This window comes from Flavobacterium aestivum (assembly GCF_026870175.2).
GTDB classification, from domain to species: Bacteria; Bacteroidota; Bacteroidia; order Flavobacteriales; family Flavobacteriaceae; genus Flavobacterium; species Flavobacterium aestivum.
The window spans coordinates 1,123,295-1,137,417 of sequence record NZ_CP113977.2; the positions used below are offsets into that span (position 1 = coordinate 1,123,295).

The window sequence follows — 14,123 nt, forward strand, 5'->3', positions numbered from 1 at the left end:
ATTTAAAATTTAAGCCGACCATTCAGAGCTATTAAAGTCTCTATTTACTCTCTGTTTGGTCGTATTTTTAAGGTTAGTATTCTCGTTATTTATTTGATTTTTATTATAAGATTCTTTATTGCCACCAAGTGCGATGCTATGCTCATAGCTTAATCCTTCCATTACTTCATTAAGTGAAGTTTCGAAATCATCGATATACTCAGTTTGTTTTGCTTTGCGTCCTTTCAAGTGTCCTAAAGCATTGGTTTTTTGTTCGTCCATTTCAGCATGAGATTGTGAAGTCCCAATCGATCTAGGACAACTCATTATAAATTTTTCATCCAGTGTGTATAAATCAGCAAAGGTTTCATCCCATACTACTTTTACCTGAGCGCCTGTGGTGTAACCTGTAGCTTTAGCAATCAATTCAGTCCCTACGCCTCCAAATTGTGGTATTTCGAACTGGAATAACTCACTATCACTGTATCCTTTGGTACGATAAACATTTACATATCCTCGCATATAACTTACATCTACTTTGGTATGCTTAGCAAACAAATAGCGCATTACTATTGGTTCAAGCGGTTGGCAATTTGGGTGTTTAATTGCGAAGCGTTCTACAGGCGCAACACCATCACGTAGTTTGGTAGCATTCCAACGCTTAATAAGTTCATGCATCTGAATTACAGCATCATCATAGGTCGGCATATCATCGATATTGATATGATCAGGATTTGCCTGACCTTCTAAACCAGTTCCCCATGATGTTGAAAGGAAGTTTTGAATGTCTTTTAAACTGCGTTTAAACAAACGGAATTGAGTTTCTGCAGGGTTTGCTTGTGAATTACCCGCTTCAATGGTTCTTACTTTGTTGAAAGCAAGATTTAAGAATGATTTGCTTTCTTTTGAAGTAAATGCTCCGTGGTTATCAGAAATAAACTCGAACATCGTTTGATTGCCTCCGTTTTCAATAGCCATTTTAACAGCTGCTTTAGTCATAGCTTCAGTTTCTTTGTGAGAACCTACAGGAGCAACGGACCAACCCGCAATGTGTCTACTTGCTACATCAGTAATAAGAATTACATATAGTTTCATTGTATGCCACTTGCCGTCAGCTTTTTTATACTTGTAGTTGATAGTTCCTGAACCATCACCCGCAAATAATGAGTGTGCGTATTGTAATCTTTCTGTAGTTACGTATGTTTGAACGTGCTTTTTGTAATAGTCTTCACCGTGACGCGCTCTAGCTGTTTTGATTTGTGAGCTAAAACGGGTCAAATGATGACAAAAAGTACGATAGGCTACAGGCTGTAAGTCAAATTCTTGAACATCTTCGCAATAATCACGCTCCCAAAGTGTGCGGATATATTCTTTTGACGAACCGCCAGGATTCATATACAGATGAAACATCATAGCCTGATGTATATCAAACTGGTAAATTTGACCTGTGCTTTCGTCAATTAAAGGGAATTTACCCACTATTTGGGCGTTGTCATTTCCATATTTACCCGAAATAAAGAACTTCAATTGTTCGATTGTATCGCCTGTAAATGGAAACTCATTTATCTTATTGCGTAAATAGGCAGGAGAATTGATTTTAAAACCTTCCAGTTCCAGCGGTGCCAACATATCAGTACACACTTGGTAGAAGTCCTGTTTTTTATTGATTCCAAGTAACTTGAAGTTATCATTAAACAATTGTTTCATTATCCAAATGCACCAAGCACGTCCAGTCGCCATTTGTTCGGCTTGTTTTTGATTGAAGCCTACAATTGCACTGTACATGTAATAAGTAATGTCAGTATTGTCAATGAACGTGTTTACTTGCGCTTGGATAGCGTTTTTTAATTGATTTTGCTTGTTAGATTTATCAGCACTTTGCAGAGCCTCATACGCTTGTAGAAGCTCATGCTTTGCGCCAAATTTTGAACGGTAGTGAGTTGGTTTGCGATCAGGTAAACAATCGTAGTCGTAGTAAAACGTCCCGTTTGCTTTGCCCCAACGCCAAGCACTTCCTGTATTGGGTAAAAAGTCGCCGTATTTATAGCCTTTTTGGATTGATTTTTTGAATAGTGCTCTAGCACGTGTTCTTAAATATTCTTCTGTTACTTGACAAATTTGTAATACCAAGCGTTGCGAAACCCATAAGGTTTCACCGTCTTTGTAATTACGTATAATGATGTCTTGGGGTAACAGTTGCATTCGTACGAATTAGTTGATTAACATTTTTTCTAATTCTGCAAACTTTTCCATGATTAGTTTGGCAGCAACTGATTCTTGTTTTCTTTCGTTTGTCACTACTTTTTTGCAATAAACTTTACTCTTACCTGTCATACTATGAAGCAGTTCCCAAGTTTTAAATTTTCTCGCTTGTTCAATTAATATGCTCATATCTTAAAATTTATTATACATTTGTATCGTTAGAGTGATACAAATATAGATATTTTTCAATACTAATTAATAAAAACATAGACTTATTTCAATATGAGTATAGAAAAAATTACACATAGGTTATGTAAATACATGGAATACAAAGGATTGAATCCTAACAATATTACCGTTGACGCAGGCTTATCTGTAGGATTAATTGGTAAAGCCATTAAGAATTCAGCTGGTTTGAACTCAGATACTATAGAAAAAATTCTACATTCTTATATAGACTTAAATCCTATTTGGTTTGTTTTAGGAGAGGGTGAGATGTTAAAACCAAATGTGCAGGATATGTCACACTTTGAAAATGTCACAAAAACTGTCACATTTTCGGAAGAAACGAAAAATAAAGAAAATGTATCACTTTTAGTAAATGAGGACAAATCTGTTTTGTCTAGCAAAATGCCAAAGATTGTTACTGTAAGTGAAAGCGGGAAGGATAATGTAGTACTGGTACCTACTAAAGCTGCAGCTGGGTATTTATTAGGTTATGGAGATCCACACTTTGTACAGACATTACCAACCTTTAGTTTGCCAAATATTCAGAATGGTACTTTTAGAATGTTTCAAGTATCAGGTCATTCTATGTATCCAACTTTAAACGATGGGTCTTATGTAGTTGGTGAATGGGTAGAGAATTGGATTAAAGACATAAAAGACAATCGTATATATGTGATTGTCAGTAATGATGGTATTCTTGTTAAGCGTGTTTTAAACCGTTTGAAAAAATATGACAATTTATATTTGAAATCAGATAATAGAAAGGAGTATCCTAATATATCTCTAGAGACATATCATATAAAAGAAGTCTGGGCTGTAAAAATGCACCTTTCTTTTGAATTACCTGACCCAACCGTATTATATGACCGTGTAGGGGACTTAGAAGCTGAAATCGACCATATAAAATCACTTTTAAAAAGCAAAAATTAAACCATTCATTTGACTAACTTTAATTTTCGACCTTTTTTATTAAAGAAGAATTAAACCTTTTTAAACCTTTTTTAGTATTAATGTCTTAGTTTATAGTGTATGTTTGGTATTGCCCCTAATAATCCGTTGCTTTATAGTGACTTCCAGGCTTTTTATATAATAACCTTTGCCAAGAATGGCATAGATAATTCCTCTTTTTTTTAATTCTTCATAGGCTTGTAATACCGTGTCTCGAGATAAAGAAAAGGCTATGCAGACTTTATTTATAGAAGGTAATTTTTCATCTTTTTTCAGTTTTTTATCCTCGATTGCTTTTTCAACAGAGTAAACTATTTGTTTGTATTTAGGTATTCCTAGATTATTCTGAATTGAGATTATTTTCATAAAATAATATTTTTTTGCAATATACGAAAAAAAACCGGTAGGTACCGGTATGCAGTACAGTCTGATTGTTATATTTTTGGATTTCATTTTTCACAAACAAACAATGGAAATAAAAAACATACCGCATTTTATTATGGATTCTACAGCAGAATTGTTTGGAATATTGCCTAATGACGTTGCTGTTCATTCTTATGAATTAGTTAATAAAAATGGAATGCAAGTAAAAATTATTAATTATGGAGCGACAGTGACATCATTAAAAATTCCATTGGAAGATGATAAAACAGTTGATGTTGTTTTAGGATTTGACAATTTAGAGGCATACCTAAAATCATTCGATTTAGAAAGTGCACCATATTTGGGAGCAACGGTTGGCAGATATGCAGGTCGCATCAATAATGGTACTTTTGAACTGAATGGTAAAGTATATGGTCTGAATATCAATAACAATAAACATGCTCTTCATGGCGGTTTTTTAGGTTTCAGTAAAGTGGTTTGGGAAGTTAAAGCCATAAAGCAAGAGGATAATCCATCGATAACTTTAGTGTATGAAAGTCAAAATAATGACGAAAATTATCCGGGAGATTTATCAGTAGAGTTAACATATAAGTTGTCTGAAGAAAATGAATTGATTATTGAATATCGTGCTACATCTACAGAAGATACAATTGTAAACCTAACCCATCACAGTTATTTTAATTTAGATGGGCACAATTCAGATGTTTCTAACTTAGAAATGAGTGTGAATTCTAAAGAAATTTTAGAAACTACAGATGAGAATATCCCAACTGGTAAGTTTTTAGATGTTACTAATTCATTTTTTGATTTTTCATCATTCAAAAATTGCCCAGCTAAAATTGATACTACTTTTATTTTAAATCAAGGAAAGGATTTAGCAGCTTCTCTTTTTAGCAAAAAGAACAAGTTAAAAATGTCTGTTTATACAGATCAACCAGCTGTTCATGTTTATGTTGGAGGAAATTGTGAAGACATTCATGGAAAAGAAGATGTGTTTTACCATTCTTTAAGTGGTATTTGTTTTGAAACCCAGAATTTTCCGGATGCTCCTAATCACAAGCATTTCCCGAGTTCAGTTCTAAAGAAGAACGCAGTCTATGAGCATAAAACCACATATAAATTTGAAATTCTTTAAAATAAACTAACCACTAAACTATTACTGAAAAATTTCTATGAAAAAAATAATACTTCTATTAGCACTTACAACCTTGTTTTGTGAAGCTAATGCGCAAGATGGACAAATTCAGATTGAAACTCAAAGTACTGCTTTGATTTTGAAAGCAGGAAAGAATGGCTTGCTTTATCAAGCCTATTTGGGAACAAAGCTAAAAGGGAATTCAGGATACAATACACTTTCAAAGGAAAACACAAAAACATTTGTTATAAATGATGGAAATCCGTTGGTTAATTTAAGGCACCAAGCGTATCCAACATATGGAACTGACAACTTATTTGAGTCTGCTATTAGAATGACTCATAATGATGGGAATCCATCTCTGGAATTAACGTATGTAAGTCATCGTACAGAAAAAATTGATGCTAATACCACAGAAACTATTATAAAACTAAAAGACCAAGTGTATCCAGTAGAAGTGACGCTTCATTATAAAGCTTTTTACAATGAAAACGTGATTGAGCAATGGACAGAAATTCAGCATCACGAAAAGAAACCGGTTATGTTATATAACTATGCGTCTTCTATGTTGCATTTTGATGCAGATCGCTATTGGTTAACTCAATTTCATGGAGATTGGGCCAAAGAAGTTCGCATGCAGGAAAGTGAATTGACTAGCGGTACGAAAGTTATTGACTCAAAATTAGGAGTTCGTAACAATATGTACCAAACACCAGTTTTCTTTTTATCTCTTAACTCTAAAGCCGATGAAAATTCAGGAGAACTTGTGGCAGGAACGATTGCATGGTCGGGAAATTTTAAGTTAGCTTTTGAGTTAGACAATAAAAATTCACTTAGAATAAGTTCAGGGATAAACCCATTTGCTTCAGAATACAGTCTTCAGCCAGAAAAAGTATTTACTACACCTTCATTTATTTATACTTTTTCTAATAAAGGAAAAGGGCAGGCGAGTAGAAACTTACATACATGGGCTAGAAAATATGGAATTAAAGATGGTGAAAAAACCCGTTTGACATTGTTAAACAATTGGGAAACGACCTTTTTTAATTTTGATGAAAAGAAATTGACAGATATGTTTACGGATTCAAAAACGCTAGGTGTTGACATGTTCTTATTAGATGATGGTTGGTTTGGGAATAAATATCCTAGAAGTGGAGATAAATCCGGTCTAGGAGATTGGCAAGCTACTAAAACAAAATTGCCTAATGGTATTGGTTTCTTGATGCAAGAAGCTGAGAAAACAGGAATAAAATTCGGAATTTGGATCGAGCCGGAGATGGTTAATCCTAAGAGTGAATTATATGAAAAACATCCGGATTGGGTTTTAAAATTGCCTAATAGACCAGAAAGTTATTATCGTACTCAATTGGTTCTGGATTTATGTAATCCGCAAGTGCAAGATTTTGTATTCAAAACTGTAGATGACATTATGCAAACTAATTCAGGTGTAGCCTTTTTTAAATGGGACTGTAACCGAATGATGACTAGCGCCTATTCAACTTATCTTAAGAATCAACAATCACATTTATTTATTGAATATACAAACGGTTTATATAAAGTTTTAGACCGAATTAAAACAAAATATCCGAATCTGCCTATGATGCTTTGCTCAGGTGGAGGAGGAAGAACGGATTATGCTTTCCTGAAATATTTTACAGAGTTTTGGGCAAGTGATAATACAGATCCGTACAATAGAGTCTTCATACAATGGGGGTATTCTCAGTTCTTTCCAGCCTTTTCAATTTGTAATCACGTAACATCATGGGGTAATCAATCCATTAAGTTCAAAACCGACGTTGCCATGATGGGTAAATTAGGATTTGATATTAATGTGAAAGAACTTAAAGAGAAAGAACTGAAGTACTGCCAGGATGCTGTTGCTAATTATAAGCGATTGAGTCCAGTAATTTGGCATGGTGACATGTACAGAATTATCTCTCCTTATGATGAAAGCCGTGCAGTATTGATGTATGTTAACGAGGCAAAAAGTAAGGCAGTGATGTTTTCTTATACATTACATCCGCTTTATGATCCACAATATAACGCTGTTCGCTTTCAAGGTTTAGATCCAAATAAAACTTATAAAGTAGAGGAAATAAACTTGATGCCAGAAGGCAAAAAATCTTTCGAAGAATCTGGGGAATCATTTACAGGAGATTATTTAATGAATGTTGGTTTACGAGTTTCTTCATCTAAGGTAGAAACGAGTGTTGTTCTAGAAGTTACGGAAATATAGTGAAATGACTGAGATCAAGTTGTTTGACTTCGTAAGCAGATAATTTTTAAAAATAAAAGAGGGATAGTGCAAAAGATTAAAAATGAAGAAAGTTTTATCAAGCTTTTGATTAAATTTAAATAAATGAATGATATATTAATAAAAAAAACAACTGCCTTTTTCGAAGAAACTTTTAGCTCTTCACCTGAAAAAATGGTGCTTTCTCCAGGGAGAATAAACATTATAGGCGAACATATTGATTATAATGACGGATATGTTTTACCTGCGGCAATTGATAAAATCATCTGTTTTGCTTTCGAAAAAAACAATTCAAAACAATCCAAAATAATTGCTATAGATTTGGATGATGAATTTGAAATTGATCTTACAAAGACCGTTGAATTAGATGAAAAAGTTTGGACCAATTATTTCCGAGGAGTTATTAATCAATTGAAGATAAGTGGATTTTCTTTTGAAGGATTCAATTGTGTTTTTAGCAGTAATATTCCGGTTGGTTCAGGATTGTCCTCTTCTGCAGCTTTAGAATGTGGCTTTCTATATGGAATTAATTCTCTTTTTAATTTGAACATAAAACCAATCGATATTGCCTTAATGAGTCAAAAGGCAGAGCATTGGGTTGGTATCAATTGCGGAATAATGGATCAGTTTTCGAGCGTTATGGGCTTAGAGAATAAAGTTATAAAGATTGATTGCAAGACATTAGATTTTGAATATCATGATGCCAATTTCAATGATTATTCTTTGATTTTATTTGATAGTAATGTTAAGCATTCATTGTTTACCTCGGCTTATAACACAAGAAGAGAGGAATGTGATGAAGGACTTTCAATAATCAAAAAACATTTCCCGGAAATAAACAGTTTTAGAGATTGTTCGGAAAAACATGTGCTGAGTTTGGAAGATAAAATGAGTTCAGAAGTATTTAAAAGAAGTCATTTTGTAGTAAAAGAAATAGGACGTGTCACAAAAGCATGCGAAGCATTAGATAAAGGAGAAATCGAAGTTTTAGGACAACTGATGTTTGAAACGCATCATGGGTTATCGTCAGAGTATGAAGTAAGTTGTGCCGAGTTAGACTTTTTGGTGGATACTGCAAAGAAAGAAAACTCAGTAATAGGATCTAGATTAATGGGAGGCGGCTTTGGTGGTTGTACCATAAACTTGATTCAGAAAGGGCAGGAAGATATTATAAAAGCAAAAGTCTCTAAATTGTATTTTGAGACTTTTAATATAGAATTGAAAATTTATGATGTAAAGATTGGAAATGGTACATCATTGTATAATAGGAATTAAATGAAGAATTTTGATATAAATGAAGATCCGCACAGACGCTTTAACCCATTAATTAACGAATGGGTTTTGGTTTCACCACATCGTGCGAAACGTCCTTGGCAAGGACAAAACGAAGCTGTTGCTTTTGAAACATTGCCTGAATATGACCCAGAATGTTATTTATGTGCAGGGAATGTCCGAGCTAATGGGATGGTAAATCCTGCGTATGAAGATTGTTTTGTTTTTGAAAATGATTTTGCTGCCTTAAAGCAGGATGAAATAGCATTTGAAGTAGAAACAAAAGACCCAATTTCTGGAGAGCAAGCGAAGCCAACTTTTTTCAAGGCACAACCAGAGAGAGGTATTTCGAGAGTGGTATGTTTTTCACCAAAACATAATTTGACATTACCAGAGATGAGCGTCAAGGCTATTGAAAATATTATTCATACTTGGCAAATGGAATATACCTCTTTGGGGAAAATAGATTATATCAATCACGTTCAGATTTTTGAAAACAAAGGAAGTATCATGGGGTGCAGTAATCCGCATCCTCATGGGCAAATTTGGGCGCAGTCGTCCTTGCCAACTTCAGTAGAAAAAACACAGAATAATCTAAAAGCCTATTATGATAAATATGGCAGCAATCTTTTGCAGGATTATTTGCAGGAAGAGTTGAGGCTGAATGAAAGAATTGTTATTGAGAACGATCATTTTGTGGCTTTAGTTCCTTTTTGGGCCATTTGGCCTTTTGAAACTATGATTATCAGCAAACGTCATATTTTGAAAATTACGGATTTTACAGCAGCAGAAACTTATGCTTTTGCAACAATCCTAAAACAATTAACCACTAAATACGATAATCTTTTTAAGACATCGTTTCCATACTCATCAGGAATTCATCAAGCTCCAACAGATGGTGAGTTACATTCGGAATGGCAATTTCATATGCATTTTTATCCACCATTATTACGTTCAGCATCAGTAAAGAAGTTTATGGTAGGTTATGAAATGCTTGGCGAATCACAAAGAGATATCACACCGGAAAAAAGTGTTGAAATCTTAAAGAGTCAGTCCGAAATTCATTATAAACAATTAGTATAATTTAAAATTTAACCAAAAGAACAAACCAATGAAAACATTGCAATTATATGATTACCTAGTTTTTTTATTTTATTTCTTTGTAGTCGCAGGATATGGATATTCGGTTTATAGACGTAAGAAGAGTGCTAAATTAACTGCCTCTCACGACTATTTTTTGGCTGAGGGATCTTTGACTTGGTGGGCTATCGGAACTTCATTGATAGCTTCGAACATTTCTTCTGAACAGTTTATAGCCATGTCTGGAAATGGTTTCAAAATGGGATTAGCTATCGCTACTTATGAGTGGATGGCTGCAGCCACACTGATAATTGTCGCTATCTTTTTTATTCCAGTTTACTTAAAGAATAAAATCTATACGATGCCTCAGTTTTTGAGCGAAAGATACAATGGAAGCGTTGCCATGATTATGGCTGTTTTCTGGTTGCTATTGTATGTAATTGTAAACTTAACTTCAATACTTTATTTGGGGGCATTGGCCATTAATGGAATTTCCGGTATTAATGTTGATTTGTGCATGTATGGATTGGCATTTTTTGCAATTATAATTGCTTTGGGAGGAATGAAAGTGATTGGATATACTGATGTTATTCAGGTTGTGTTTTTGATTTTTGGAGGTTTGGTAACAACTTATTTAGCCTTAGACAAAGTGGCCGAATTAAACGGACAAAGCGGTATGGTAAATGGATTCAATTACATGATGAATCAATCTGGAGATCATTTTCATATGATATTCAAAAAAGACAACGCAAACTTTCCTAGTTTACCGGGATTAACAGTATTGTTTGGAGGTATGTGGATCGTGAATTTAAATTACTGGGGTTGTAATCAATATATTACTCAAAGAGCTTTGGGGGCTGATTTAAAAACAGCACGTGGTGGAATTTTGTTTGCTGCTTTCTTAAAATTATTGATGCCAGTTATAGTTGTTTTACCAGGTATTGCCGCTTACGTAATTCATATGAAAGGCGGATTGCAAACAGAATTGTTAGGAGCAGATGGTGTATTGAACCCAGACAGAGCTTATCCTGTATTACTAAACTTATTACCAGTTGGATTAAAAGGACTTTCTTTTGCAGCACTGACCGCAGCAGTTGTTGCGTCATTGGCAGGGAAAGTAAACAGTATTTCGACCATTTTTACTTTGGATATCTTCAAGAAAAAAATTCAAGTAGATGCCAGCGAAAAGAAAATGGTACGAGTAGGGAAAATAACTGTTGTTGTGGCTATGTTAATTGCAGTTGTAATTGCACCTTTTTTAGGAATTGATAAAAAAGGAGGATTTGAATTTATTCAGGAATATACCGGATTTGTAAGTCCTGGTATTTTCGCGATGTTTATTATGGGATTCTTCTGGAAAAAGACCAGTTCAAACGCAGCAATGTTTGCTACAATAGGAGGTTTTGTATTATCAGTATTTTTTAAATTCTTGCCAAGATTTATGAATTTAGAATTTTTGAATAGTACCGGATTTGCTGTTTTGGTAGAGCAAAAGGATAAAACAATGGCTTATGAAATTCCTTTTATTGATAGAATGGGGTTTGTATTTGCAATATGCGTTTTATTGATGATTGTGATTAGTATAATCGATAACAGGAGAGGTGTTGCTGTAAAAGGATTAGAAGTAGATACAAAAATGTTTAAGATCAACAACGGTTTCGCCGTAGGTTGTATGATTATAACCGGGATTCTAGTCGCGTTATATTCAATTTTTTGGTAAGAAAGTTTTAAGTTAGTTATTTTTGATTTGTTTGAAAAGTGTGAAGTCAATTTATTTGATTTCACATTTTTTTTATAACATAGGTCACAATTCCCCAAATGATTAATTGATTTTCTTCGGTTACCTTTATGGGTTGGTAATTTGGGTTTTCGGGCATGAGATAAAGACAATCAGTTTCTAGCTTAATGCGTTTTACGGTAAATTCACCATCAATAAAGCAAATTGCTATTTTGTTGTTTTGTGGTTCTAAACTTCGGTCAACAACCAATACGTCTCTGTCATTTATTCCCGCATCTATCATAGAATTTCCGTTGACTCTGATATAAAATGTTGCCAAAGGATTTTCACTTAATGCGGTGTTTAAGTCAATATTGGTTTCCATAAAGTCTGCTGCTGGCGATGGAAATCCTGCCGAAACACCATCTGGAATGAAAGGAATTTTCAACTCACTTTCAAAGTCAGGTAGAAAAAAGGTTAGCTTTTGGTTTTTGTTTATTGACATTTTATTTCGAGAATCTCTTTAAAATCAGTAGTGTATTTTGGAGATAAATAATTTTGGTTCATATTCCAGGTTAGACTCAAATTTTGGGTAGCCAGCTTTACTTTGGTACTTCCAATTTTTACATTGAGTTGATCCATTACTTTCATCAAAGCCAAATGTTTTGGGTTTTCCTCTTCAAACAATTGCAATTGCTTTTTGTCTTCGTCAATGAGTTCGGTGAGAATCACTCCAGCTTTTTTGAATTTTATATCACCATTTCCATTATGCAGTTTCTTTAGCATTTCTATTGCTGCATTTGCTATTGTTATGGTAGAGTTTGTTGCAAATGGTAAAGTCACAGCCATATTAAAATAATACTTTGAAGTTTGCACCGTGTGTTTGTCTACTACCAGCATTACAATTATAGTGTGACAACAGGATTTTTGTTTTCGCAATTTCTCTGCACAAACAGCTGCAAAAGTAGCAACACGTTCTCTCAATGAATCAAAATCCGAAATTTGCTTAGGAAAACTTCTTGTGGTAGCAATACTTTTCTTTTGGTCATGAATGGGTTCTAAACCCAAAACGGATTTTCCCTCTAATTCGCATTTTAGGCGAAGACCAATAACTCCCATTTCTTTTCTGATCCAATTCTCATGTTGAGGTGCAATAAAATCCAGTGCAGTTTTAATATTGCGTATTCTTGCTTTTTTGATGGTTCTGTATCCAATACCCCAAACATCTTCTATTTTGGTCCATTTTAATGCTTTGATTCGCTTTTCGTCGGTGTCAATTACATAAACGCCTTGAGTTTTATCTTCAAATTTCTTGGCAATTTTGTTGGCAACTTTAGACAAAGCTTTTGTTGGTGCAAATCCGATACATGTTGGGATTCCCACCCATTTTTGTACACGGCTTTTCATCTGGATGCCATAATTATGATAATCCAAAATAGTAAGACCGTCAAAGTTTAGAAAAGCTTCGTCAATACTATAAATTTCTACATTAGGAGTAAACTGTTCTAAGATTGACATTACCCGATTGCTCAAATCGCCATAAAGAGGATAATTAGACGAAAATAACTTTACGTTTTTTTCTTTTACTAATTCTCTGATTTTAAATGTTGGCGCTCCCATAGGGATTCCTACGGCTTTGGCTTCTTCACTTCTGGAAATTACACAGCCGTCGTTGTTTGATAATATGGCAACAGGCTTTCCTACGAATTGAGGTTGAAAGACCCTTTCGCATGAAGCATAAAAATTATTACAATCAACTAAAGCATACATGACACAAAATTACTCATTAGGAACAGATGTGAGTTCGTAACAAAAGTTTATTTTGAGGATTGTTGATAAGTAGTTTTTGGAGCTATTTCCTGCTGTACGTTACAATCTTTTGGGTCGAACCCCGACCCAAAAGGATTTTCACTACCATCAGGGCTAGTCAATAGCTATTTGAATTCAATGAAATTTCAGATTATTTGCAACCATCAATTCCACAACTATCAGCATTGGTTGTGTTTTGAAGAATAATTTTCGAATTAAAATTTCCGTCTTCCCATGCTTTTTCCAATGTTTTTAAGAATGTTTCCGGGTGTTGTGCTCCAGAAACGGCATACTTATTATCAAAAACAAAAAAGGGCACACCCGTTACACCAATGGCTTGTGCTTCATCTTGATCTTGAATGACCTCGCTGGTATATAAATTAGAATTCAATACGTTGTCTATCTCTTCTTTTTTTAGACCAACTTCCAAACCAAGATTCGTTAATGTTGCCAGATCATTAACATCTTTACCTTGGGTAAAATAGGCTTTAAACAATAGCTCTTCGAATGCATCGCCGAAATCGTATTTTTTGGCTAAATGAGAAAGTCGATGAGCATTGAGCGAATTGGCAAGAATTACGTTCTCAAAATGATAATCCAAACCTACTGCTTTTGCTTGTTGCGTAACACTATCATGCATGGCAACAGACCAATCTCTGTCGCGATTGTATTTTTTGGCTAAGTGATCTATAGTATTGTCTCCAGATTTAGGATTTGATGTTGGGTCTAATTGAAAACTTTTCCATTCAATTGTCACAGCATCTTTGTTTTCAAATTGTGACAAAGCCTCTTCGAATTTTCTTTTTCCAATATAGCAAAACGGACACATTACATCCGACCAGATTTGTATTTTTAGTTTATTATCCATTGTCTGCATTTTTATTTGGCAAGCCAAATGATTTTTTGAAATGCAAAATTAAACAATTCAGTATGAGACTCTTTTTGTTTTAGGATTTTATTGGGAATTTGGACTTTATGATAAAGCCTTTCATGGCTTTTTTTCGCTTATATATCATAGGTTTCAGATAATTTTGTATTAATTTTTATTGTTCTGTTATTCTAAATTTGATATCCACTTTATGAATTTATTGTACTGAAAACTGTCTTTTCAGATG

At 34.1% G+C, this 14,123-nt stretch carries 12 protein-coding genes; 6 read left to right on the forward strand and 6 right to left on the reverse strand.

Going from position 1 to position 14,123, the window contains the following annotated elements; translation table 11 throughout:
* Window positions 1-9 precede the first annotated feature (9 nt).
* Window positions 10-2,181 (reverse strand): integrase catalytic domain-containing protein, encoded by a 2,172-nt coding sequence (locus OZP08_RS04965; RefSeq protein WP_281322886.1) that lies wholly within the window; start codon window positions 2,179-2,181, stop codon window positions 10-12.
* Window positions 2,182-2,190: 9 nt separating this feature from the next.
* The gene (locus OZP08_RS04970; protein ID WP_268848579.1) at window positions 2,191-2,370 is read right to left on the reverse strand and encodes a hypothetical protein; all 180 of its coding nucleotides are present in this window, start codon (window positions 2,368-2,370) and stop codon (window positions 2,191-2,193) included.
* A gap of 93 nt (window positions 2,371-2,463) precedes the next feature.
* Between OZP08_RS04970 and OZP08_RS04975 the strand changes: the two genes are divergently transcribed.
* A complete protein-coding gene (locus tag OZP08_RS04975; RefSeq protein ID WP_268848113.1) occupies window positions 2,464-3,339 on the forward strand; it encodes a S24 family peptidase in 876 nt (291 codons plus the stop codon).
* A gap of 90 nt (window positions 3,340-3,429) precedes the next feature.
* Here the strand turns inward: OZP08_RS04975 and OZP08_RS04980 are convergent, their stop codons facing one another.
* Window positions 3,430-3,723 (reverse strand): GntR family transcriptional regulator, encoded by a 294-nt coding sequence (locus OZP08_RS04980; RefSeq protein ID WP_281323133.1) that lies wholly within the window; start codon window positions 3,721-3,723, stop codon window positions 3,430-3,432.
* A gap of 103 nt (window positions 3,724-3,826) precedes the next feature.
* Here OZP08_RS04980 and OZP08_RS04985 point away from each other — a divergent pair, with 103 nt between their 5' ends.
* From OZP08_RS04985 to OZP08_RS05005, 5 genes are all read left to right on the forward strand, one after another.
* Complete coding sequence (locus OZP08_RS04985; protein WP_268848581.1) at window positions 3,827-4,876, forward strand: aldose epimerase family protein; 1,050 nt, start codon at window positions 3,827-3,829, stop codon at window positions 4,874-4,876.
* Between the two features lie 37 nt (window positions 4,877-4,913).
* Window positions 4,914-7,112 (forward strand): alpha-galactosidase, encoded by a 2,199-nt coding sequence (locus OZP08_RS04990; protein WP_268848582.1) that lies wholly within the window; start codon window positions 4,914-4,916, stop codon window positions 7,110-7,112.
* 123 nt (window positions 7,113-7,235) lie between these two features.
* Window positions 7,236-8,405 carry a galactokinase gene (gene galK, locus OZP08_RS04995; protein ID WP_281323134.1) on the forward strand — a complete coding sequence of 390 codons (1,170 nt, stop codon included), beginning with the start codon at window positions 7,236-7,238 and terminating at the stop codon, window positions 8,403-8,405.
* Window positions 8,406-9,485: a UDP-glucose--hexose-1-phosphate uridylyltransferase gene (locus OZP08_RS05000; RefSeq protein WP_268848584.1), complete on the forward strand. Its 1,080-nt coding sequence runs from the start codon at window positions 8,406-8,408 to the stop codon at window positions 9,483-9,485.
* Window positions 9,486-9,513: 28 nt separating this feature from the next.
* The gene (locus tag OZP08_RS05005) at window positions 9,514-11,202 is read left to right on the forward strand and encodes a sodium/sugar symporter (RefSeq protein ID WP_268848585.1); all 1,689 of its coding nucleotides are present in this window, start codon (window positions 9,514-9,516) and stop codon (window positions 11,200-11,202) included.
* Window positions 11,203-11,263: 61 nt separating this feature from the next.
* On the opposite strand, the gene OZP08_RS05010 is transcribed toward OZP08_RS05005, so the two are convergent.
* The 3 genes from OZP08_RS05010 to OZP08_RS05020 form a co-directional block, all read right to left on the reverse strand.
* Window positions 11,264-11,704 carry a LexA family protein gene (locus tag OZP08_RS05010; RefSeq protein ID WP_281323135.1) on the reverse strand — a complete coding sequence of 147 codons (441 nt, stop codon included), beginning with the start codon at window positions 11,702-11,704 and terminating at the stop codon, window positions 11,264-11,266.
* Window positions 11,695-12,969, reverse strand: a complete 1,275-nt coding sequence (locus tag OZP08_RS05015) for a Y-family DNA polymerase (protein WP_268848587.1) — start codon at window positions 12,967-12,969, stop codon at window positions 11,695-11,697. The genes OZP08_RS05010 and OZP08_RS05015 overlap by 10 nt, the downstream gene beginning before the upstream one ends.
* Before the next feature lie 190 nt (window positions 12,970-13,159).
* Window positions 13,160-13,876 carry a DsbA family oxidoreductase gene (locus OZP08_RS05020; protein ID WP_268848588.1) on the reverse strand — a complete coding sequence of 239 codons (717 nt, stop codon included), beginning with the start codon at window positions 13,874-13,876 and terminating at the stop codon, window positions 13,160-13,162.
* Window positions 13,877-14,123 lie beyond the last annotated feature (247 nt).